The sequence below is a fragment of the Desulfovibrio sp. JC010 genome (genome assembly GCF_010470675.1).
In the GTDB taxonomy this organism is placed as follows: domain Bacteria; phylum Desulfobacterota; class Desulfovibrionia; order Desulfovibrionales; family Desulfovibrionaceae; genus Maridesulfovibrio.
The window spans coordinates 57,088-77,655 of sequence record NZ_VOIQ01000018.1 but is presented as its reverse complement, the minus strand read 5'-3'; the positions used below and the strand labels follow the sequence as shown (position 1 = coordinate 77,655).

Below are 20,568 nucleotides of genomic sequence, written 5' to 3'. Positions count from 1 at the left end.
CAAAATAAACACAATTTTCCCTTCTGATCCCAAATCTGACTTTGGTCGCACAAACTTGAGCTTTTCAAATTAAATCGAACGGAAGAAAGCATAATAAAACCCCGCTTTCCGAGAAAAGCGGGGTTAGTCAGCAATCTGAAATCCCGGAGCAACCGCTCCGGGATTTTTCTTATGTGTTCAGAAATCTAACAGTTCTGTCTTCGGACCAGAGTTGTTTTTCCATGGGGATATCGGCAAATCCCACGTGCCCGCCGAATTCAGGCATCTGTAGTGAGAGGATCTGACTTTTTTCCGCTTCCTGTACAGGGTAGCACTCAGGGGTGAGGAAAGGGTCGTCTTTGGCACTGAGAATGATGGAGGGCACTTTGATATTATTCAGGAACTGCTTACAGGATGATTGGCGGTAGTAGTCCGTTGCATCTGCAAAGCCGTTAACGGGCGCGGTGTAGGCGTTGTCGAAATCAATTATATTTTTAATGGAGGGGAGTTTGTCGAGAGGGTAGAGTTCCGGAAATTGTTTGTTTTTCATTTTTACTTTCTGCTTCAATGATCGCAAAAAATAAGTGTTGTAAATGAAATTGGATTTTTCACAGAGTTTCACAGCCGAAGCTTCCAGATCGCAGGGCACGGAGATGCCGATGGCCCGCCTTACTTTGGCCGGAACTTGGTCAGGGTTTTCTCCCAGATATTTAAGTACATGGTTTCCGCCCATGCTGAAGCCGACAAGGGCGGCACTTTCGTAAATTCCATGATCAAGGCCGTATTCAAGAACGGTGTGCAGATCCCGGGTGTCTCCGCTGTGGTACATACCGGGTTTTCTGTTCATGTCGTTACTGCAGCCGCGAAAATTGTAGGTGATGCAATCCCAGCCGGCCAGAACAAGGGCGCGGGCCATGCCGAGAACGTACGGTCTGCGGGAGTTGCCTTCTAAGCCGTGGGCAATGACAGCAAGGCGGGAACTGCTTGCAAGGTGCCAGTCGATATCAAGGAAGTCGCCGTCAGGGGTCTCGATTCTTCTTTTTACTACAGGGGGGAGGCTGACTTTCCGGAAAAGACGAGGATATATTGTCTGGATATGACCGGAGTTGAGAGGGAATTTGGGTTTATAGGGAGGGGATTGCAATAAGGGCATTTGGTAAAAATATCCATCCTTTGGCTTGCTCAATTGAAGCCGGTTGATTGTTGATCAAAAATCGGAAACAAATTCAGGATATACCGTTGGAGACCTGCTGTCAAAAGGGTTATGTGCAGAGTAATTAATGGCCTTTCTAAAATGGTCAACAGCTTACTGCATAAGCAGCTTCAGCCCGATCAAAATGAGCACCACTCCGCCAATTCTTTCCGCAATATGGCTGTAGCGTGATGCTTTTGCAAAAGATTTTCCCAGCCAGAGACCGAACGAAGTCAGCACCAGCGCGGTGATTCCGATCATGACGCAGGGGAACAGGATCGGGTAATCCATGATGGAAAAGGAAAGTCCCACAGCCAAAGCATCAAGGCTGGTGGCAACGGATAGGAAGATCAGGGAAAAACCTTTGGTGGGGTCTTTGTGGGTGTCGCAGGAGTCGTCAGTTTCAAAGGATTCCTGAATCATCTTGCCGCCCACAAAGGCCAGCAGGAAAAAAGAAATCCACGGGGCATAGGTTTCGACCATGGATTTTACAGTCAGCCCGGCCAGCCAGCCCAGCAGGGGCATCAGGGCTTGAAACAGCCCGAAATGGAAGGACAGCCGAAAGTTCTGGCGTCTGCTTACTTCGGGCATGCACAGCCCGCAGGCCACGGCAATGGTGAAGGCGTCCATGGCAAGGGCTACTGAGATAATGAATATTTCGTAGAAGGGCATGAATATATCAATACATTCAGTCTGCCCGTTTGTTAAGCCCCCGGATACGTTTAAATTTAAAATCCCACCGCTTCCAGAAAACGTTGCGAGACCAGCCCGCTGGCGATGTGGCTGCGGGTATCTTCGGAAAGTTCCAGTCTGCCGTTAATATCTACAGGGTGGCTGTCATAGGCTTCTTTGAGCACGGTTTCAAAGTCCGCCCTTAGTCTGGTGAATGATTTTTTTACTTCAGGGTAGTCGGAATCCACCCTCCACGGCAGGGTGAATTTGCCTTCAACCTCACCTTTTTTGTGGTCCGGGGTGTAGAGTCGGTATGTGGAACAGTCTTTCCCAGCCCGTTCACATTTACCGGGCAGACAGCTGGCGGACCATGATTCCGGCGGTTCAGGGATTGAGGATTGCATGACCACCTGCGGCAGTCCCAGTTCTTTTTCAAAATCTTCCAGAGTGATGGTGTAAGTCAGCAGCGGACGAAAATTTCCCCGTTTTTTGGTTATGTTCCATTCTATGATCATTAGGTTCCCCCACTAAAACAACTAGGGTTTCCAAAGGGGATTATCCCCTTTGGCCGCCGGAGGCGAAATCAAATGATTAAAAGCGCGCAGCGCATCAAATCCTTCTTAGCATACATCAATCATATCGCCGAAAGGCGGGGCGTATCCGCCACCTCCGGTTCTGGCCCAGAGTACCGGATAATCAGGCTCAGCTTCCGGAAACTGCCCGCATTCCATGTCGCTGAGGTAGACAAGGCAGGCCGGATCGAGATTGTTGCGGTCCACCCATTTGAATACCGGACGGAAGTCGGTTCCGCCGCCTCCCTGCGGTTTGAGTTCAAGGGGCAGGTCCGCACGGGAGAAAACCTGCTCCCCGGTGATTTCAAGGTCGCACCAGAGCACCCGGATGGTGGTGTCGTATGCTTCAAGGATGGATGAAAGTTCGGAGGCGAACTGCTCCAGCTCTTCCGGTGCGATGCTGCCGGATGTGTCCACTGCCAGCACCACTTCGGGCAGTTGTTCTGTTGAAAGGGAGGGCAGGTAAAGGTCCATGTGCAGATGGCGGCGGCTGGGCGGGGTCCATGAATAATCGTTGCGCGCCCGGGCACTGATGTAGCGATCCAGCAATTCCCGCCAATCCACTTTGGGGTAGAGCAGGGTTTGAACCAGCCGTTCAAGGCCGCCGGGCAGGTCGCCGCAATCACGGGCCTGATTAACGGCCTGTGCAAGGGCCTGCAGCCAGTCCTTGTCTGTTACATCGCCGCTGTCGCCGCTGCCTGTTTCCGCATCATCGGCGTCGCGCACTTCCCCGGTTCCGCCGGGATCAGCGGATTGTTCCTGATCGGTATCGCCTTCAGAATCTTCTATTTCGTCCGAGTCCATGCCGTCTGCAGAAGATTCGCCTTCGTCCCCGGTCTGGGAACGTTCGTCATCTTCGCCGGACTCAAGGTCGTTACCTTCCCCTTTGCCGTCTTCGTATTCAACGTCGATGTGTTTGGGGCCGTCCTGTTTTTTGCCGATTTCCGGGTTCCCGGCCTGATCGAAGTTTTTGGTCATGTCGGTGAAAATTTCCTCGGCACTTTTCCCGTGGTATTTTTCATCGTCCATGAATCCATCGGGAAGGGTGAAGCCTGCTTCAAGCAGAATCCAGTTAATGGAATAGTCGCAGGCCATGTTCCAGAGCCGTTCGTCACGGTTGCCGCGCCTTTTGTGGTGCTGGCAGGCCGGATGCATGACTGTGTGGGCCAGCACTCCCTTCAGTTCTTCAAGGGAAAGCTTGTCCACAAAGTGCGGGTTGTAAGCGAGGGTTTTGCCGTCGGTCCACGCGCCGTTGCAGGTCCGGTCCTCCTGCGGCTGCATGCGCAGACACAGGGAACCGAAAAATGGTTGGCGCAGGAGGAGTTCCGCACGGGCTTTGAGGAGTTTACGTTCAGCGTTCATTATGCTCCCCTAAAAGATAATATCCGAATTAGCTGTAGCCCAGCGGTTGAAGCCTTCTGATTCCACAATTGTGCGGTCTTTTTTGACCGCATTACGGACCAGCAGGACTGCGAATTCGGCGGGCAGCCGCGCGGCAAAGACCATGATGGATTCCGCATTTTCCGGGCAGGACTTTGAGCCGATGGATTCGCAAAGGGCGTAAATAGTGGCCGGATTTTCGGGGATAGCGACTTTGTCCGGAGATTTGAGCACGAATTCGGGATCGGGGAGTTTGCGGTAGATTTTGCAGAATCCGGAAAATTCAGCTGCGGCACCTTCCCCAACCGTTCCTTTGAAGAGTTCGTATTCCACTTCCGGTGAGGGGCCGGACTTGATGATTCCGGATACGAATTCCCAGGAACGGGGGGAAGGAAATGCTTTTTCACTGCGGGAAGGATCAAAGTCATGCAGCAGACCGGGCCGGAATTTAATGAAAGCCTGCAACTCATCGGCAATTTGGTTTTTAGAGGCCCAGTCCAGCCAGTTTTCCACGTTGGTCTCAAATTCAAGGTGCACAAAGCGGTTGGCAAGTGCCGAAGGCATACGGTGGGTTACGGCCTTGTCTGATTCGCGGTTCCCGGCGGCGATGACGGTCCAGCCTTCAGGAAGGGTGTATTCGCCAAGCTTGCGGTCAAGGACCAGCTGGTAGCAGGCGGCCTGCACCAGCGGCGGAGCGGCGTTGAGTTCGTCAAGAAAGAGGATTCCCTTGCCTTCCTTGGGCAGGAAAGAGGGCGGGCACCAGCTGGCATCGCCATTATTGGAAATACGGGGCAGTCCGCGCAGATCTACCGGGTCCAGCAGTACGGCACGCAGGTCTGTGAGTTCAAGGTCCAGTTTCTCGGCAACCTGAGCCACGACCTGACTTTTACCCACTCCGGGAGGTCCCCAGAGGAAAGTCGGCTGTTGTGATTTGATAAGGGTGTGCAGGGAATTGGCGATTAATCTTGGGGTCATATTTTTATACTCGGCTTGGATTTTATTTATTTTGGTTACGGAATTTGATTTAACTGATATTGAAAACGATTTTCGATGTCAATAAGGAATTAATAAAAAAGCCCGGAACTGCTCAATGCAATCCGGGCTTGGTAAAATTAAATTTGGCTGAGTTTATTCCACAACAGCTTCGGCCTGATTACGGTATTTGCGGTAGATTCTGAATCCAAGAAAAGTAGAAATCACAAAAAGTACCACAGCCATGACCATGCGCAGGGTGGAGGAAACTTCCACACCGCTGCCGAAAAGGGCAAAGACCATATTCTGGGGCAGATAGCCGATGGTGGAGCCGAGTATGAAGGGCAGGGCCGGAATGCTGGTTACACCAGCCAGTACATTGGTGACCACGTTGCTGCCCAGCGGGAAAAAGCGGATGGTCAGAGCCATGTTGAAGGGACTGCGGCTCAGGAAATCATCCACTTTCTGGATGCGGGCACCGAATTTCTTTTTAATGAAAGAGCGGCCTACCAGCCGGGAGTATACGAATGCCCCGGCACAGCCCAGTCCGGTACCGATGGTTCCGAGCAGGGTGCCGAGCGCGAAGCCGTATGCGTATCCGCCCATGAAGCAGATCACCTGTCTGGGAAAGCCGACAGCCGAAAAGAATGCCGCCAACCCCACATAGGTGAGTACTCCGGTCAGGCCGCGTGAACGTACATGTTCGTCCATCCAGTGGGTATCAAGGGCATCGGCAAGCCCGGCATAGCGGATCAGGTATACCGAGAACCCCATTACCGCGAGCATGGCCAGCCCTTTGATCAGAGCCTTGGCACTGACTTTGGATTCGCTGCTTACTGCACTCATTTATTCGTCGCCGCTGCGTTCTTTAACGGAATAGGAGAAATGACGACCCAGCAGCCAGCGTACGCCGAGGAGGTCGTATCCTCCGGCAATGGCTCTATCAAGAGTGCCGTACTTGGATTCGCCTTCATAGCGGGGACGGTGGTTGACCTTCATTTCAGCCACGGATGCGCCCTGCATTTTCATGAGCGTAGGCAGGAAGCGGTGCATGCCGTTGAACCGGGGGATGGACCGAACCATATCGGTATCCATGATTTTCAGGGAACATCCGGTATCCTGCACGGTTTCGTTGGTCAGCCTGTTGCGGATGGCGTTGGCAATCTTGGAGCCGATACGTTTGATCCAGACATCCTTGCGTTTCTGACGCCAGCCAATGGTCATGGTATGCCCTTCATTATATAAATTGAGCATGCCCGGAAGATCGGCAGGATCGTTCTGCAGGTCGGCATCCATGGTGGCTACACGGGGGGCGCGTGCTTCATCGAACCCGGCACAGAAAGCCGCAGATTGCCCTCTGTTCTCCGCAAAGGAGATATAGCGGGCCTTGGGGTAGGCGGATGAAATATCTTTGAGAACGGTAAGGCTGCTGTCCTTGCTGCCGTCATCTACAAATATAACTTCGTAGGGAACATTGATCGGTTCAAGGGCCGAGTCAATTTCCTGCATCAGTTTTCGTAAATTGTCCTGCTCGTTGTAAACAGGGATTACGAGGGAAAGTTCTAAGTGGTTTGTCATATCGAGAGATGAGATAAGAAAATTTAAATAATTTGTAAATAGCTGTTGACAGGAAGCGGCCCCGTCTGTAGAACCTCTTTCACAGTGACGCGGGGTGGAGCAGCTTGGTAGCTCGTCGGGCTCATAACCCGAAGGTCGTAGGTTCAAATCCTGCCCCCGCAACCACCATGCTTCATCAGAAAGACCCAATCGAAAGATTGGGTCTTTTTTTGTGTGCAAGTCCCGATGAGATTTGTTGGGTCTACAGGACTTGTTTGTAGAGTCATTTTATTTCCGGCCATCAGCAGCTGGTGTATTTTTCGTGACAACTCTCTTTACTTTCTGATCGCTTCGCCGATTTTCTTTCCCGGGTAAAAAGTAAATTTTTTTAAAGCTGACAAAGTGTTTTCACTGACGTCTTTGACCGGAATTTCAATTTTTACCCGTTTGCCCGGATGAATGTCCCGCAGGGTTTTGCTGTAAACCGGGTCGGACATGATCAGATCTTGTAATTGTCCGGTATAGTATGCCTTTTTTAAGCCTCTCTCGATGGCGGAATGAAGTCTGCTGTTTCCTTTTCTGACATAAAAGAAGGAGGCCAACGGGTAAGAAAGAACCAGATAATCGTCAATAACAAGCTCCGGATGATCCGGTGAGTATCTTTTGTACTCAAGGTCGATTTCAAACAGCCCGCGCGGGTATATCTCAACCCTGTGGCGCATGATCATTCCCGGAATACTTGCCGGGTTCGCCGGAGTCTGCACCGTAAGTCCGGCATCGCGTAGTATCTTTACGTCCGACCAGCCCAGCCCTTGAGCGAAAGTAAATTCTTTTAAATCGTCAAGGGATCTAACTCTTTTGAGCCTTTTTTCCACATCAGGACGGGTAAGCATGATTCGTTGTCCGATGCCCAGCCCAAGAAGGATTGGGACATAGACAGGTTGTAGATTCTCTTCATGTTCCCTGCGGTTGCCGAGTGCTATTACGTAGTCCTTGGGTGACGAATCTACAATTTTTATCCGACGGGGCTGTGAGGCTTTAATGACTTCAATTTTAATACTGTAAGGCTCATCCTGATTCTTAAGGGCAAGGTCGAGCACTCTGTATAAGTGTGCTTCCGGCTGAAGGGGACGGTCTACAAGCAGGAGCACTTCAAGTTTGTCTTGGGCAGGGGCTGGTTGTGCAAAGCTCAAAAGCAGTATGAGGCAGAGCAGTAATTTTTTCATGACATTCCTCCATACTTAATTTTATGTGCTATTAGGTAGTACAAGTCAAATAAATATGATTCAAATGATGCTGTCTATGGCTGTGACTTTGTTTTGAAATGTCTCAGGAATGAACATGTCTCAATTTTCATTTATCCCAGAAAATATTGAGAAAATTGTTTTCGAAAGTGAAAATTAATAGCTTTCTATAAAAATAAATTTAATAGAAGCGAAAAAAAAGGCGTTCATTTATCGACATTGCATCTCAATTGATTTAAAGTTCTGTGCACGTAAGGAACCTAGAACCAGAGGTGATTTTTACTATGAAAAAATTGATCAATGATGTGGAAAATGTGGTTAAGGAACAGCTTGAGGGTATGGCCCTCGCGCACCCTGAGCTGAAAGTAAACTACGAGCCCTACTACGTAGTTCGTCAGGATGCTCCTGTTAAAGGAAAAGTCGCTATCGTTTCCGGCGGCGGTTCCGGCCACGAACCCATGCATGGCGGTTTTGTCGGCAAAGGTATGCTCGACGGTGCCTGCCCCGGTGAAGTCTTCACTTCCCCCACCCCCGACCAGATGTACGAATGCGCCAAGGCCGTAGACAGCGGTGAAGGCGTTCTTTTTATGGTTAAGAACTACACTGGTGACGTAATGAACTTTGAAGCCGCTGCTGAGCTGGTTGCCGGTGAAGGCGTCAAGGTCCAGAATATTTTGATTGATGATGATGTAGCAGTTAAGGACAGCCTCTATACCGCGGGTCGTCGCGGCGTTGGAACCACTGTTCTGGCTGAAAAGATCGTCGGTGCCGCTGCTGAAGCAGGTTACGATCTTGAAAAATGCTCCGATCTCTGCCGCAAGGTAAACCAGTACGGCCGTTCTTTCGGTGTAGCACTGACTTCCTGCATCGTTCCCGCAGCTGGTAAGCCCACCTTTGATCTCGGTGAAGATGAAGTTGAAATGGGTATCGGTATCCACGGCGAACCCGGCATCGAGCGCATGCCCCTTAAGTCTGTTGATGAAATGACCCAGTATGCTGCCGAGCAGATCATTGACGATCCCGCATACAGCCGCACCGTCCGTGAATGGAACGGCAGCGAGTGGGAAGACAAGGAACTTACCGACGAGCCTTTTGCCAAGGGCGACAACGTCATAGCATTCGTCAACAGCATGGGCGGAACCCCGGTTTCCGAACTTTACGCCGTGTACAGAAAGCTTGATGAAGTCTGCAAAGCAAAGGGCATCAACATTGTCCGCAATCTGATCGGACCCTACATCACTTCTCTGGAAATGCAGGGTTTCTCCATTACCCTGCTCAAGGTTGATGATGAAATGCTTAAGTTCTGGGATGCGGAAGCAAAGACTCCCGGTTTTGTCCGCTAAGCTTAAGCTTCTATAATTATTAGTTTAAAATGCGCAGGCGTGGGAGATTCCTTTCACGCCTGCGTTCACCTTTTGGAGAGTAAAGAATGTCCATGAACAAGGCTCAGCTTATTGCCTGGCTCGGCAGACTGAACGAAGTCTACGCCGACAAAAAAGAATACCTTACTGAACTTGATGCCGCTATCGGTGACGCCGACCACGGAATCAACATGAACCGCGGGTTCGGCAAAGTCGCCGAGAAATTACCCACCGTGGAAGATAAAGACATCGGCACTATCCTGAAGACCGTGGGCATGACCCTCATGTCCAGTGTCGGCGGTGCCAGCGGCCCTCTCTACGGAACTTTCTGGATGAAGGGCGGCATGCTCATGGGCGGTAAAGAGGAACTCAGTTCCGAAGATTTCGCCAATGTAATCGAAGCGGGTGTGGAAGGAATTCTGCAGCGCGGACGGCCCGATCTCGGCGACAAGACCATGTACGACCTCTGGGCACCTGTGCTCGAAGTAATCAAGGAAAAGGCCGGAAACGGCGATGAGGTTCTCGCCATCGTGGAAGCAGCACTCCCCGTGGGTGAAAAAGCCCTTGCCGACACCATCCCCCTGCAGGCCAAGAAAGGACGCGCCAGCTATCTCGGCGAACGTTCCATCGGGCATCAGGACCCCGGTGCTACTTCCTCTTTCTACATGCTTGAGACCCTGAAAGAAGTACTTTCATAAGTTTAATGCCTCCGGCGGCTGGGGAAGGGAAAACTTTTGCAAAAGTTTTCCCTTCCCCAGACCCCATCCCTTTCAAAACCTTTTAATAGGTCTTCGACGCTGGGGGCAGAATATCGTAGTCTGATAAGAATTTATTTTTCCCATGCCGATTTGTGCGCTTTACAGTCTAAAACTATTAAAACGTTTTGGGATTCTTAAACCCTTTTGGAAAAGGGTTTAAGGCCCCCGGCAGGGCCCCCGGAGAGATCTTTATGGTTGGATTAGTAATAGTTTCCCATAGCCAGACATTGGCGCAGGGCGTTTTGGAGCTGGCGGAGCAGATGACCCGCGGTTCCGTGGTCATGGAAGCCGCTGGCGGCATTGACGATCCCGACAATCCCATCGGCACCGATCCCATGAAGGTCATGATGGCCATTGAATCCGTGGCCGCGCAGTCTGAAGAGGGCGTGCTGGTTATCATGGACCTTGGCAGCGCGCTCATGAGTGCTGAAACAGCTCTCGATTTCCTGCCCGATGAGGTCAAGGAAAAGGTGCTTCTTTGCTCCGCTCCCATTGTGGAAGGAACCATGGCTGCGGCGGTGCAGGCTTCTGTGGGCGCATCGCTTAAGGAAGTAAGTGCCGAGGCCGGGGCTGCTCTCAATGTGAAGATCGAACAGCTGGCCCCCATCACCGGGGAGAGTGTTCAGGCTGCCGGATCTGTTCAGGAAGAAGCTGTTGAGGGCGAATCGTTAAGTGTCGACCTGCTGGTTATTAATAAGATGGGACTTCATGCCCGCCCGGCTGCAAATCTTGTTGCCGAGGCCGGAAAATTTCAATCCACCATCCAGATTCGCAAGGACGACAAGACAGCTTCCGGCAAGAGCATCAATCAGGTGGCTCTGTTGGCGGTCAAGAACGGCGAAACCATTACCGTTACTGCCACCGGACCTGACGCGCAGCAGGCTCTTGACGGCCTGAAAGCTCTGCATGCCGACAACTTCGGCGAACGCGATGAAGACGTGACCGAAGCTGTTATGGAAGTGGAAGAATGCAAGGTCGGCGGAGATGGTTTTGTGCATGGTGCTCCGGCTTCATCCGGCTATGCTGTCGGTCCGGTTTATCTGCATATGACCAGTATTCCTGAAGTTGAGCGGAATGAGATTTCTGATATTGACGCCGAAGCAGCTCGCCTTGATCAGGCCATTGCCGAGGCTCTTTCCGATATTCAGGCATTGCAGCGCGAAACTGAAAAGACCGCATGCAAGGCCAATGCCGCGATTTTTGAAGTTCACGGCCTCATTCTTGGCGATAAGGATATGCGTGATAACGCTGCATCTGTCATAGCTGATGAAAAGGTCAATGCCGAGTTTGCATGGTTTCAGGTTATGGACAAGATGGCTTCCGATTACCGCGAGCTAGATGATCCGTACATGCAGGCCCGCGCCGCAGACGTAATGGATTGCGGCGGGCGTGTGCTGCGCGTGCTGACCGGAACTGAAGAGCAGGGTATCATCCTTGAGCGTGAATCCATCATTGTTGCCCACGACCTCACTCCTTCCGATGTAGCCGGAATGGACCCGGAAATGGTCCTCGCCATTGTTACTGAGATCGGCGGGGCGACCTCCCATGCTGCGATTCTTTCCCGTTCTCTGGGCATCCCTGCCGTAATCGGTACCGGGGAGTGCTTCGGTCAGCTTTCAGATGGGCAGATAGTTGCGTTGGACGGTTTTGAAGGCACGGTTTGGACTGTTGCGGATTCGGCCAAGCAGGATGAAATCTCCGCCAAGCGCGAAAAATGGCTGGCTGAACGAGAAGAAGCCAAGGCAAAGGGTGCTGCCCCGGCCAAGACTGTGGACGGCACAGAAATCATGGTCATGGGCAACATCGGAACCCCGGCGGATGCACCCCGTGTGCTGGAATACGGCGCAGAGGGCGTGGGTCTTTTCCGCACGGAATTTCTTTTTCAGGACCGTGATCAGGAACCGGATGAGCAGGAGCAGTTTGAAGCCTACGTAGAAGCTGCCAAGGCTATGAACGGCAATCCGGTCATCATTCGCACCCTCGACATCGGCGGCGACAAGCCTGTAAAATACCTCGAAACTCCCGTGGAAGAAAATCCGTTTCTCGGTGAACGCGGGGTCCGTTTCTGCATGGCCCGCCCTGAGCTTTTTCGCATCCAACTGCGCGCTCTGCTGCGCGCCGCCAGCGAGGAAAATATCTGGATTATGTTCCCCATGATTTCCGGGGTGGAAGAGCTTGAAGCTGTGCTTGCATTTCAGGCCGAAGTCCGCACTGGGCTGGTTTCCGAGGGCGTTAAAATTGCCGATAAAATCAAGACCGGAATCATGATCGAAGTTCCCTCCGCAGTTGCCGAGGCTGAAAAGCTCGGTGCTATCTGCGATTTCTTCAGCATCGGCACCAACGACCTGACCCAGTATGTCATGGCTGCGGACCGCGGTAACAAGTCGGTTGCCAAGATTTGCGACAGCCTCAATCCCGCAGTGTTGCGTATGGTCAAGATGACCTGCGATGCCGCCGCTGCCAACGAAATTGAAGTAGGCATGTGCGGTGAACTGGCCGGGAACGCCAAAGCATCCGCGCTGCTGCTCGGCCTTGGACTCGATGAGCTGAGCATGAGCGGGCCGTCTATTCCCGAAGTGAAGGAAGCCATCCGCGCGGTCTCCATGGATGATTGTGTTGCGCTGGCTGAAAAAGCACTGGCAGCAAGGTCTGGAGATGAAGTTCGTAACTTGCTCTAGTAATCAGTTTTAATGTACTGTTTTTATATACCCCGTTCTTCGGAGCGGGGTATTTTTTTAACTGTTGAAAATGGAGCGTTTTCGATGAGCGGTTTTATGCGCGGCGTGCGGGCTAATGTTCCGCTTTTGCCCAGTGTGGTTGCTTACGCCGGGGTTCTCGGTGTGCTGGCGGCCCAGAAGTCCATTTCATGGGCTGATATGATGGCCCTGAACGTATTCATGTTTGCGGGCTCAGCACAGTTCGTGCTGGTGGATATGTGGAATGCGCCTCTTCCTGTGTTGGAGATGGTGCTGGCGGTAGTCATCGTTAATCTGCGTTACGTGCTCATCGGGGCATCGCTCAAGGATTTATTTGCCGGGGAAGGGTTGTTGCGCAGGCTGGGACTCATGCATTTTGTGGCTGACGAGAACTGGGCCATGACCATGGTTGCGGCCCGCAAGGGCGAGGGTGATGTTTACCACCTCCTTGGTGGCGGCTTGCTGCTGGTAATTTTCTGGAGTGCAGGAACCATGGGCGGCATGTATTTCGGCGGGTTGATCCCAGATCCCAAATTGCTGGCGTTGGACTTCGCTTTTACTGCCGTCTTCACCGCGCTGGCTGTTTCCCTCTGGCAGGGCAAACAGGATGCGTTGCCATGGCTGGTCGCCATCGGCACATCGGTACTGACTGAACATTTTATTCCCGGAAAATGGTATATTTTAGTGGGCGGAATTCTTGGGGCAGTGTGTGCGGCGTTTGTTCCACAGGCTGATTCGGAAGCAGAAGAGGAGGGCGCAGCATAATGAATATTTACAGTCCTGAAAACGCAATTATCGTCATTGCCCTTGCCGCTCTGGCTACTTATTCCATGCGCGTGGGCGGTCTGCTGCTGGCTGGTTATCTGCCCACGGGCGGGCGGTTCGGGCGGGCCTTGAAGGCCCTGCCCGGAACTATTCTTATATCTCTTGCCGCGCCCGGATTTTTTAATGAAGGGTTGATCGGATTCGCTGGCGGTATCGTCACCGTGGCAATTACTTTCAAGACCAAAAATGTTTTTCTGGCCATGCTCGCCGGGATGCTGGTGGTGGCAGTGGGGCGGCAGTTTATCTAATCATCCCGCTTCCAGTCCGGCTTTTTCATGGAGTTGATGAGTTGCGGCAATCCGACAAAAATAACCATTCCTGCGGCCACCAGACCTACGTAGAGAGCCGGGTTGCCGACTTTCAGGTTGGTGGGCGGGAAGAAGCCGACAATCAGGGCGAAGCTTACACCCAGAAGACCTATGCCGGCCACAGCGCAAAGCCCGAATAGTCCGCCCGGAACCTTGTAAGTTCTCGGCAGGTCCGGCCGGGTGTAGCGCAGTTTTATTGCTGCGGCGTACATCAGGATGTACATGACCAGATAGAGGGTGACGGTCATGGCCGAAATCATAAAAAAAGCCACGCTGACGTTATCCATGATGAAATAAAGCCCGGCGAGCAGGCTGACGATCACAGCCTGAATCATGAGTATGTTGATGGGCATGCCGTTCTTGTTGGTCTTTGCCATGATTGGCGGGAGTTCGCCCTGATCCGCAGTATGCAGCAGTCCCCGGCTGGGACCGCTGATCCATGACATGACCCCGCCGATTGATCCGAAGGCCACCAGAAGCCCGATCAGCGGGGTTATGAAATCAAGGTTGAATTTGGCAAGCAGCATTTCAAAAGCCTGCATGAGTCCGGCGGTCAGGCTGATTTCACTGGCCGGAATTACCGCTGCCACGGAAAGTGATCCAAGGGTGAAGAGCAGGAAGATTATGGCCGCCGCCAGAAACATGGATTCCGGGAATTGCTTGCCGGGGTCTTCAAGTTCGTTGGCGTGGACGGCGTGGACTTCCACCCCGGCAAAAAGAAGTATGATCCCGGCCAGAAAGGCAACGCTGCCCAGCCCGGTTATGCTGGGGAAAAGCCTTGCGTGGGGCAGTTCTCCGGCGGCTTTTTCCGCTGCTTCAAGAGCAGGAGAGACCTGCATGAATTCCAGCGGGTTGCCCATATTCACCCAGAGTAGACCGAGGATAATGACCAGCAATCCCGGAAGCACGGTTCCCAGCAGTACCCCGTATTTGGTGACCTTGCTGACCAGATCAGTCCCTGCAAGGGTGATGAAGGTGGCCCCCCAATAAGCGATCAGGATGACTGAGCCGGTATAAACTCCGCTGTCGGCCATGCCGGGGTCCATGAACAGGTAGGCCAGTGCTCCGGCCCCGAAACCCAGAACCGTGGGATACCAGACAACATTCTGAATCCACTGCAGCCAGATTGCCGTAAATCCCCATCGTGAGCCGAAGGCCGCTTTGACCCATGTATACACGCCCCCGGATTCTTTAGAGAATGCACCGCCCAGCTCCGCTGCAACCAGTGAGGCCGGGATGAGGAATATCAGGGTAGAGAAAAGAATGTAGAAGATCATGGAAAGACCTTCCCGGGCCATCATGGGCAGCCCGCGCAGGCTGCAGACAGCGGCCACGGTCATCATGGAAAGGGTAAACACCGAGAGCCGCTTTTTACCGGGATTTGACATACTTTTCTCCCCTGCTGGCAGGATTTAAAAATTCGGAATGAATTATCCGATTCTTTAAAATTTACGGCACAGGGGAAAAAATATCAACCGGGAAAGCAAAATCAAGTGCTACACACTCATGGCCTTTTCTGCCAGATGGTATGCAATTACCCACATGGTCAGGCAGACCGCGCTATCCAGCACCCGCCATGTGCCCGGTTTTTTGAATAAAGGAGCCAGTGCCCTTCCTCCCAGTCCGAGCGTATAAAACCATGCAAAAGATGCGGACATGGCACCGAATCCGAACATATAACGTTCCATACCGTCATACTGCCCGCTGATGGAACCGAGCATGACCACCGTATCCAGATAAACGTGCGGGTTGAGCAGGGTGATGGAAAGTGTCAGCAGGATCATGGATTTTATTCCTGACTTGGCAATTTCTCCGGTTTCCAGCTGACCGCCTTTCAGGGCAGAGCGGAACGAACCGAATCCATACCACGCAAGGAAGGCGGCCCCGCCCCATGCAGCAGGTTTGAGCAGCATGGGATTGGAAGCGATTAATTCTCCGGTTCCCAACACACCCAGGGTGATCAATAAGGCATCACAGATAGAACAGACCAGACAGACGGTCAGGTGATGGTTCTTTCTAATGCTCTGGGTGAGCACAAAAGCATTCTGCGCCCCGATGGCAATAATCAATCCCGCTCCGGTCCCGAATCCCTGCATATATGGAATAAGTGCTGACATTGTTTTCTCCGTGTTGTTTTTCAGGAATATATGGTGCTGATTGAAATTAGTAAAATTAAACATTTTCATTTCTGATAAGTTTGACTTATGGTAAGGTCATGCTTGATAATATTTTTCTGGAAGCACTGGCAGCGGTTATTGAAGAGGGCGGCTTTGATAAGGCCGCCTTGAAATTGAATATTTCCCAGTCCGCAGTATCCCAGCGTATACGAAATTTTGAGGAGCAGCTTGGCCGGGTGCTGGTGGTGCGTTCCACGCCCCCGGAACCCACCGAAGACGGGCGCAAGCTGATCAAACACCTGCGCACAATCCGGCTTATGGAGCACGAACTCGGCGATTCCATGGGGTTTAATCCAAGCGGTGAATTTGTGACCCTGCCCGTGGGGGTGAATGCGGACAGTCTGGCCTCGTGGTTTCTGGATGCTTTGGAAGATTTTTTGAAAGAGCACAATGTCCTGCTCGATCTTTATGTGGATGATGAAAACCGGACCCATGAAATGCTCCGCCGCGGGGAGGTGGTCGGGTGTGTCGGCACCGGGGCGAGATCGGTTAAAGGTTGCCGCAGTGACTATCTGGCCACATTTGACTACCTGTGTCTGGCTACCCCGGACTTTTGCGAACGATGGTTCAAAGATGGATTTAATCATGAGACAGTGGAGAAAGCCCCGGCAGCTGTTTTTAACCGTAAGGATGAAACCCAGTCTCAGATGCTGGCAAAGGTTTTTCCGGGTGAAACAGTGACGCATCCTATATTTTATGTTCCGTCAACAGAGTCATTCGTGGATATTATCTGCCGGGAGCTTGCTTACGGTATGGTTCCCGAATTTCAGGTGGAAGACAAATTGAAATCCGGACAATTGGTGGAGGTTGTGCCGCAGGGGAGGGTTCCTGTTTCGTTATATTGGCATTCGTGGAATGTGGATACGGAACTGCTGGAAGGATTGCGCCGAACGCTCATTCAGTATTTTAAGCGTCGGAAATAAAGCAAAAAAGAATAATAGTTAAAATAATTTAAAAATAATTTTATTTGTTGTTGACAGGGTAGGGCTGGACATGTAGACATGCTCTCACAGTGACGCGGGGTGGAGCAGCTTGGTAGCTCGTCGGGCTCATAACCCGAAGGTCGTAGGTTCAAATCCTGCCCCCGCAACCACCATGCTTCATCAGAAAGGCCCAATCGAAAGATTGGGTCTTTTTTTTGGATTGTATATAAAAAATGACCATAGGATTCTCAATGAATATATATTCAAAAATAATAGAAATATTTAAAGATAATAGTCTTCCCTGTAAGGATTTTGATTTTAGAAGAAAGTTACGTCCATATAATGCTCAGATGATTACTGCAAATGATGTTTTAGTATTTGTAGCTCTTACAACATTTACATATTTAATTGTTGATAAACTTGTATTACGTGCAGTCATTGATGGTTTGGGGTATAAAGGTTTTTTTTCAGTGTATGATAGAGATGCTGCTGATTATAGTTTGTTGCCTGCCAAGTCGATTCTTACTGTTTTTACTTTTGTGATGTCATCTCTATTTGTTGTCTTTGATGATTTTTTTAATCTATTTGGAAGGATGCTGTTAACAATTAAGAAAATTGTTGTGTTTAGGTTAAAAACAAAAATATTTGTTATCTGCGTACTTGTTTTTTTACTTATTTATTTTTTATCTTTTGTTTTTAACTTGTTGTCATTTATCATTGGTTTTATTTTTATCGCTTTTGTTTGTGGTTATTTTTATTATTTAAGTCCTCGTTTTTTGATTAGATTAGCTGTTGCTTTTTGTTTTTTATATTTATTTTTTAATCTATTATGTTTGCCTTTATTACGAGACAGCGGTGATAAAAGTTCGAAAGTAGTATGGGTAAGAGGGAAAGTTCCTCCTAAAAAAACAAAATCTACGGTAGTAGTTCATCTCACAAATAATAAAGTTTTATGTGGTGATCTTCTTTTTGAAAGTAAGCACGGTATATTGTTGAATGTAAAAGGTCGTGAAATTAATATTCCTACCTCAAGCATACTTTATAAAGATTATGGCCCCCTTGATAACATTGTTTATCGTTTGTCTCATTAGTCTTCAAACATCTTGAATGAATCGCAAAGCATAGCTATGTTATAACTGTTAATACGGAGGATGAGTTGCGATGAACAGGCAGGAAGTGCGCTGGCAGCAGCGTTTTGAAAATTTCAGCAGGGCTTTAAATGAGCTTGAGCTGGGCTGCGCGCAAGAGAGTTTCAGTAACCTTGAGCGTTCCGGACTGATCAAGACCTTTGAATTTACTTTCGAGCTGGCATGGAAAACCCTTAAAGATTTACTGTTTTTTGAAGGCTTCGATTACAACAGCCCTCGTTCGGTAATTCGGGGTGCTTTTGAAGCCAAATATTTGAGTGAATCTGAGTGTGAATCTTTTCTGCAGGCTTTAACTAAACGCAACCTTCTGGTTCATGTTTATGAGGAAAAGGTGGCTCTCGAAGCGCAGCAGGCAATCATTAATGAATATCTGCCGTTGCTAAAGGGATTAGGTCGTACTTTAAGTGCAAGGCTGGAGAATTCCGGTGAACGATGACGGCATTGCCCTGCGCCATAAGCAAAAGTTGCTTGAGATCCTATCCGCATATGAGCGGGTTGAGAGAGTAATTCTTTTCGGATCAAGGGCAATGGGCAGTTATACCACTGAATCGGATATCGATCTGGTGCTTATCGGTGATAAAATTTCCATGACAGATCAAGCCGCAATCATCGATGCCATTGAGCAGACTTCCATTCCGCAGCGGGTGGATATCGTTCTTTACCGTACCATCAGCAGTGAGAAATTGCTGGAACATATCCGTGAATTTGGAGTGGAGTGGAAATTAATCTAAATTCAATTTCAGACATTTTTTATCCCCATCATCGTAAAATACGCTGGTGGGGATTTTTTTTCGGCCTCTCTTTTGCAACGTCATTCCGATTAGGCAAAATTTGCGTCACATGCGTGAAAGATGTTTGTTTCAGGTTTGCCATGTTTTTTCCGCTATTCAGCCTGCTTAGATAGTTTTTTGATTAAAATGTTCTGTTATGACAGTGTGTTGCTGTAAGTTGATGAGTTTTCAAGAAAAATCAAAAAAGTTGCAAATTAATTTATTTTGACACTAAACACGGCCGAAATTCTGTGTTAAGGGGTAGGTATCTATCAGTGCTGGGTTGTGCATTGAGGATGGGGCTATGAGGTGGAATTAACATTTTGAATTTACTGCTGTTTTTCAATTTTAAGCACGGGAAGGTACTTTATGGTTACTGAAAATGAACTCCGCGAAATTGAGAATGGTTTAGTTGATATTATTGATGATGGTATTACCGCGTCCGCGCTGGCTGAACAGATCGAACGGTTCAAGACAGGTTTTCCCGCCACAAGGCTTGAGCGGGCCTGTACTTTGAATGACGGCATCTACCGTATTCAGCCGGACGAAAAGGATGAACTTCTGGGCTGTTTTGAAGAGGCTGCAGACGAAGGGCGTTTCAGCAGGTTTGTTCCGGCCTCCGGTGCTGCCACGCGCATGTTCAAGCATCTGCTGGCAAAGCTGAACGGGGCAGAACTTTCCGAAAAGGATGCTGACATGGTTCAGACTTTTATGGACCTGCTGCCGGTCTTCCCCTTCTATGGTGATTTGAACGATGTCATGAACGAGCAGGGATTAAATCTGGAAGAAGCGTATGAAAGTCAGGATTATGATCTGATCCTTGAGTTCCTGCTTACCGAAAAGGGACTCAATTACGCGGCAATGCCTAAGGGATTGATCCCGTTCCATAGTTATGGTCAAGGGTACCGTACTCCTTTTGAAGAACATATTGCCGAGACCGAAGCTCATATTAAGGATCGCCGTGGCAAGGTGAAGCTGCATTTCACCGTGTCTCCTGTTCATGAGCAGAAGATTCGCGAACATGTTGAGGAGGTGGTCGGCAGATATCCTGATACCCGCTTTGATATTAATTTTTCACAGCAGAGCAGGAAGTCCGATACTGTTGCCGTGGATATGGATAATGAAGTTTTCCGCACTGATGACGGCAAGATTCTTTTCCGTCCTGCCGGGCACGGAGCTTTGCTGGACAACCTGCACAAGCTGCGTGGTGATCTGGTTTTTCTGAAGAATGTTGATAACGTGGTGCCCGACAGTGTCAAGGGCGACACCCTTGAATACAAGAAGCTGCTTGGCGGGCTACTGGTCAGATTGCAGGCCCAGATTTTTGAATGTTTGAATATGCTTGAAAACCATCATTGCAGTGAATTTGAAGTGGCTGCTGTGGCTATTTTCGCAGTCTCCCATCTGTCTTTGCAACTGCCGGAGAATTTTGGGCAGATGAGTCTTGAAGACAAGATCAGCCTGCTGCGGGTGCGGCTGTCCAAGCCGATTCGTGTCTGCGGGATGGTCAAGAATGAGGGTGAGCCCGGTGGCGGTCCTTTCTGGGTTAACGGACCGGACGGATTTGTATCCCCGCAGATCGTTGAAAAGAGTCAGGTGGATATGGATGATGCCGAACAGGCTTTCATTGTGCAGGCTTCCACCCATTTCAATCCGGTGGATCTGGTTTGCGGAATGAGAAATCATCGCGGTGAATGGTATGCTCTCAAGAACTTCACTGATCCTGAAACCGGGTTTATTTCCTCCAAGTCCAAGGACGGGCGTAAGCTTAAGGCAATGGAGCTTCCCGGACTGTGGAACGGTTCCATGGCCGATTGGATCACCGTTTTTGTGGAAGTTCCGCTCAGCACTTTCTCCCCGGTGAAGACTGTTAATGACCTGTTGAAGGAAGAGCACCGCCAGTAACAAAAAGATATATTCATATGGGCAGCAATAAGCCGACCTTCATGTCAGTGACATGGGGGGGCGGCTTTTGTATTTAGCGGATATAATCCGGATAAAATTGTAATTTGTATGTGGCTGTCATTTTCTGCT

At 50.1% G+C, this 20,568-nt stretch carries 20 protein-coding genes and 2 tRNA genes; 12 read left to right on the top strand and 10 right to left on the bottom strand.

The genetic code is table 11. The annotated features are described in order from the left end of the window. Positions 1–169 precede the first annotated feature (169 nt). The 7 genes from FMR86_RS18030 to FMR86_RS18000 form a co-directional block, all read right to left on the bottom strand. Complete coding sequence (locus FMR86_RS18030) at positions 170–1,132, bottom strand: YheT family hydrolase (RefSeq protein WP_163352795.1); 963 nt, start codon at positions 1,130–1,132, stop codon at positions 170–172. 153 nt (positions 1,133–1,285) lie between these two features. Next, positions 1,286–1,843, bottom strand: a complete 558-nt coding sequence (locus FMR86_RS18025) for a manganese efflux pump MntP family protein (protein WP_163352794.1) — start codon at positions 1,841–1,843, stop codon at positions 1,286–1,288. 56 nt (positions 1,844–1,899) lie between these two features. After that, complete coding sequence (locus FMR86_RS18020) at positions 1,900–2,358, bottom strand: hypothetical protein (RefSeq protein ID WP_163352793.1); 459 nt, start codon at positions 2,356–2,358, stop codon at positions 1,900–1,902. A gap of 105 nt (positions 2,359–2,463) precedes the next feature. Then, positions 2,464–3,777 carry a VWA-like domain-containing protein gene (locus tag FMR86_RS18015; protein WP_163352792.1) on the bottom strand — a complete coding sequence of 438 codons (1,314 nt, stop codon included), beginning with the start codon at positions 3,775–3,777 and terminating at the stop codon, positions 2,464–2,466. A gap of 9 nt (positions 3,778–3,786) precedes the next feature. Beyond that, positions 3,787–4,770: a MoxR family ATPase gene (locus tag FMR86_RS18010; RefSeq protein ID WP_163352791.1), complete on the bottom strand. Its 984-nt coding sequence runs from the start codon at positions 4,768–4,770 to the stop codon at positions 3,787–3,789. 153 nt (positions 4,771–4,923) lie between these two features. Then, on the bottom strand, positions 4,924–5,613 hold the full coding sequence (locus FMR86_RS18005) for a TVP38/TMEM64 family protein (RefSeq protein ID WP_163352790.1): 690 nt from the start codon (positions 5,611–5,613) through the stop codon (positions 4,924–4,926). Then, entirely contained in the window at positions 5,614–6,345 is a 732-nt protein-coding gene (locus FMR86_RS18000; protein ID WP_163352789.1) for a glycosyltransferase family 2 protein, read from the bottom strand. Positions 6,346–6,433: 88 nt separating this feature from the next. Here FMR86_RS18000 and FMR86_RS17995 point away from each other — a divergent pair. Further along, a tRNA-Met gene (locus FMR86_RS17995) sits at positions 6,434–6,510 on the top strand. A 149-nt stretch (positions 6,511–6,659) separates the two neighbouring features. Here FMR86_RS17995 and FMR86_RS17990 read toward each other — a convergent pair. Next, the gene (locus FMR86_RS17990) at positions 6,660–7,550 is read right to left on the bottom strand and encodes a hypothetical protein (RefSeq protein ID WP_163352788.1); all 891 of its coding nucleotides are present in this window, start codon (positions 7,548–7,550) and stop codon (positions 6,660–6,662) included. Positions 7,551–7,852: 302 nt separating this feature from the next. Between FMR86_RS17990 and dhaK the strand changes: the two genes are divergently transcribed. The 5 genes from dhaK to FMR86_RS17965 all read left to right on the top strand — a co-directional run bounded on the left by dhaK (position 7,853) and on the right by FMR86_RS17965 (position 13,456). After that, entirely contained in the window at positions 7,853–8,911 is a 1,059-nt protein-coding gene (gene dhaK, locus FMR86_RS17985; RefSeq protein ID WP_163352787.1) for a dihydroxyacetone kinase subunit DhaK, read from the top strand. Positions 8,912–8,997: 86 nt separating this feature from the next. Continuing rightward, positions 8,998–9,627, top strand: a complete 630-nt coding sequence (gene dhaL / locus FMR86_RS17980) for a dihydroxyacetone kinase subunit DhaL (RefSeq protein WP_163352786.1) — start codon at positions 8,998–9,000, stop codon at positions 9,625–9,627. A gap of 251 nt (positions 9,628–9,878) precedes the next feature. Beyond that, positions 9,879–12,365, top strand: a complete 2,487-nt coding sequence (ptsP, locus tag FMR86_RS17975) for a phosphoenolpyruvate--protein phosphotransferase (RefSeq protein ID WP_163352785.1) — start codon at positions 9,879–9,881, stop codon at positions 12,363–12,365. Between the two features lie 84 nt (positions 12,366–12,449). Then, positions 12,450–13,148 carry an AzlC family ABC transporter permease gene (locus tag FMR86_RS17970; RefSeq protein WP_163352784.1) on the top strand — a complete coding sequence of 233 codons (699 nt, stop codon included), beginning with the start codon at positions 12,450–12,452 and terminating at the stop codon, positions 13,146–13,148. Then, entirely contained in the window at positions 13,148–13,456 is a 309-nt protein-coding gene (locus FMR86_RS17965; protein ID WP_163352783.1) for an AzlD family protein, read from the top strand. Before FMR86_RS17970 ends, FMR86_RS17965 begins: the two co-directional genes overlap by 1 nt. On the opposite strand, the gene FMR86_RS17960 is transcribed toward FMR86_RS17965, so the two are convergent. Beyond that, the gene (locus FMR86_RS17960; protein WP_163352782.1) at positions 13,453–14,904 is read right to left on the bottom strand and encodes an amino acid permease; all 1,452 of its coding nucleotides are present in this window, start codon (positions 14,902–14,904) and stop codon (positions 13,453–13,455) included. The genes FMR86_RS17965 and FMR86_RS17960 overlap by 4 nt on opposite strands. Positions 14,905–15,012: 108 nt before the next feature. After that, positions 15,013–15,633: a LysE/ArgO family amino acid transporter gene (locus tag FMR86_RS17955; protein WP_163352781.1), complete on the bottom strand. Its 621-nt coding sequence runs from the start codon at positions 15,631–15,633 to the stop codon at positions 15,013–15,015. A 98-nt stretch (positions 15,634–15,731) separates the two neighbouring features. On the opposite strand from FMR86_RS17955, the gene FMR86_RS17950 reads away from it, so the two are divergent. From FMR86_RS17950 to FMR86_RS17925, 6 genes are all read left to right on the top strand, one after another. Further along, on the top strand, positions 15,732–16,616 hold the full coding sequence (locus FMR86_RS17950; protein WP_163352780.1) for a LysR family transcriptional regulator ArgP: 885 nt from the start codon (positions 15,732–15,734) through the stop codon (positions 16,614–16,616). 93 nt (positions 16,617–16,709) lie between these two features. Next, positions 16,710–16,786 (top strand) — tRNA-Met (locus tag FMR86_RS17945). Between the two features lie 81 nt (positions 16,787–16,867). After that, complete coding sequence (locus tag FMR86_RS17940; protein ID WP_163352779.1) at positions 16,868–17,707, top strand: hypothetical protein; 840 nt, start codon at positions 16,868–16,870, stop codon at positions 17,705–17,707. A 70-nt stretch (positions 17,708–17,777) separates the two neighbouring features. Beyond that, entirely contained in the window at positions 17,778–18,200 is a 423-nt protein-coding gene (locus FMR86_RS17935; RefSeq protein WP_163352778.1) for an HI0074 family nucleotidyltransferase substrate-binding subunit, read from the top strand. Next, on the top strand, positions 18,190–18,495 hold the full coding sequence (locus FMR86_RS17930; RefSeq protein WP_163352777.1) for a nucleotidyltransferase domain-containing protein: 306 nt from the start codon (positions 18,190–18,192) through the stop codon (positions 18,493–18,495). Before FMR86_RS17935 ends, FMR86_RS17930 begins: the two co-directional genes overlap by 11 nt. 408 nt (positions 18,496–18,903) lie before the next feature. Continuing rightward, entirely contained in the window at positions 18,904–20,439 is a 1,536-nt protein-coding gene (locus tag FMR86_RS17925) for a DUF4301 family protein (RefSeq protein WP_163352776.1), read from the top strand. The last annotated feature ends 129 nt before the right edge of the window (positions 20,440–20,568 follow it).

Coding starts and splice junctions, on each gene's coding strand:
- FMR86_RS18020 (WP_163352793.1), bottom strand. CDS start 2,358: ATGATCATAGAATGGAACATAACCAAAAAACGGGGAAATTTTCGTCCG.
- FMR86_RS18025 (WP_163352794.1), bottom strand. CDS start 1,843: ATGCCCTTCTACGAAATATTCATTATCTCAGTAGCCCTTGCCATGGAC.
- FMR86_RS18000 (WP_163352789.1), bottom strand. CDS start 6,345: ATGACAAACCACTTAGAACTTTCCCTCGTAATCCCTGTTTACAACGAG.
- FMR86_RS17965 (WP_163352783.1), top strand. CDS start 13,148: ATGAATATTTACAGTCCTGAAAACGCAATTATCGTCATTGCCCTTGCC.
- FMR86_RS18010 (WP_163352791.1), bottom strand. CDS start 4,770: ATGACCCCAAGATTAATCGCCAATTCCCTGCACACCCTTATCAAATCA.
- FMR86_RS17950 (WP_163352780.1), top strand. CDS start 15,732: ATGCTTGATAATATTTTTCTGGAAGCACTGGCAGCGGTTATTGAAGAG.
- FMR86_RS18030 (WP_163352795.1), bottom strand. CDS start 1,132: ATGCCCTTATTGCAATCCCCTCCCTATAAACCCAAATTCCCTCTCAAC.
- FMR86_RS17990 (WP_163352788.1), bottom strand. CDS start 7,550: ATGAAAAAATTACTGCTCTGCCTCATACTGCTTTTGAGCTTTGCACAA.
- FMR86_RS17955 (WP_163352781.1), bottom strand. CDS start 15,633: ATGTCAGCACTTATTCCATATATGCAGGGATTCGGGACCGGAGCGGGA.
- dhaK (WP_163352787.1), top strand. CDS start 7,853: ATGAAAAAATTGATCAATGATGTGGAAAATGTGGTTAAGGAACAGCTT.
- FMR86_RS18015 (WP_163352792.1), bottom strand. CDS start 3,777: ATGAACGCTGAACGTAAACTCCTCAAAGCCCGTGCGGAACTCCTCCTG.
- FMR86_RS18005 (WP_163352790.1), bottom strand. CDS start 5,613: ATGAGTGCAGTAAGCAGCGAATCCAAAGTCAGTGCCAAGGCTCTGATC.
- FMR86_RS17970 (WP_163352784.1), top strand. CDS start 12,450: ATGAGCGGTTTTATGCGCGGCGTGCGGGCTAATGTTCCGCTTTTGCCC.
- FMR86_RS17940 (WP_163352779.1), top strand. CDS start 16,868: ATGAATATATATTCAAAAATAATAGAAATATTTAAAGATAATAGTCTT.
- ptsP (WP_163352785.1), top strand. CDS start 9,879: ATGGTTGGATTAGTAATAGTTTCCCATAGCCAGACATTGGCGCAGGGC.
- FMR86_RS17935 (WP_163352778.1), top strand. CDS start 17,778: ATGAACAGGCAGGAAGTGCGCTGGCAGCAGCGTTTTGAAAATTTCAGC.
- dhaL (WP_163352786.1), top strand. CDS start 8,998: ATGTCCATGAACAAGGCTCAGCTTATTGCCTGGCTCGGCAGACTGAAC.
- FMR86_RS17960 (WP_163352782.1), bottom strand. CDS start 14,904: ATGTCAAATCCCGGTAAAAAGCGGCTCTCGGTGTTTACCCTTTCCATG.
- FMR86_RS17925 (WP_163352776.1), top strand. CDS start 18,904: ATGGTTACTGAAAATGAACTCCGCGAAATTGAGAATGGTTTAGTTGAT.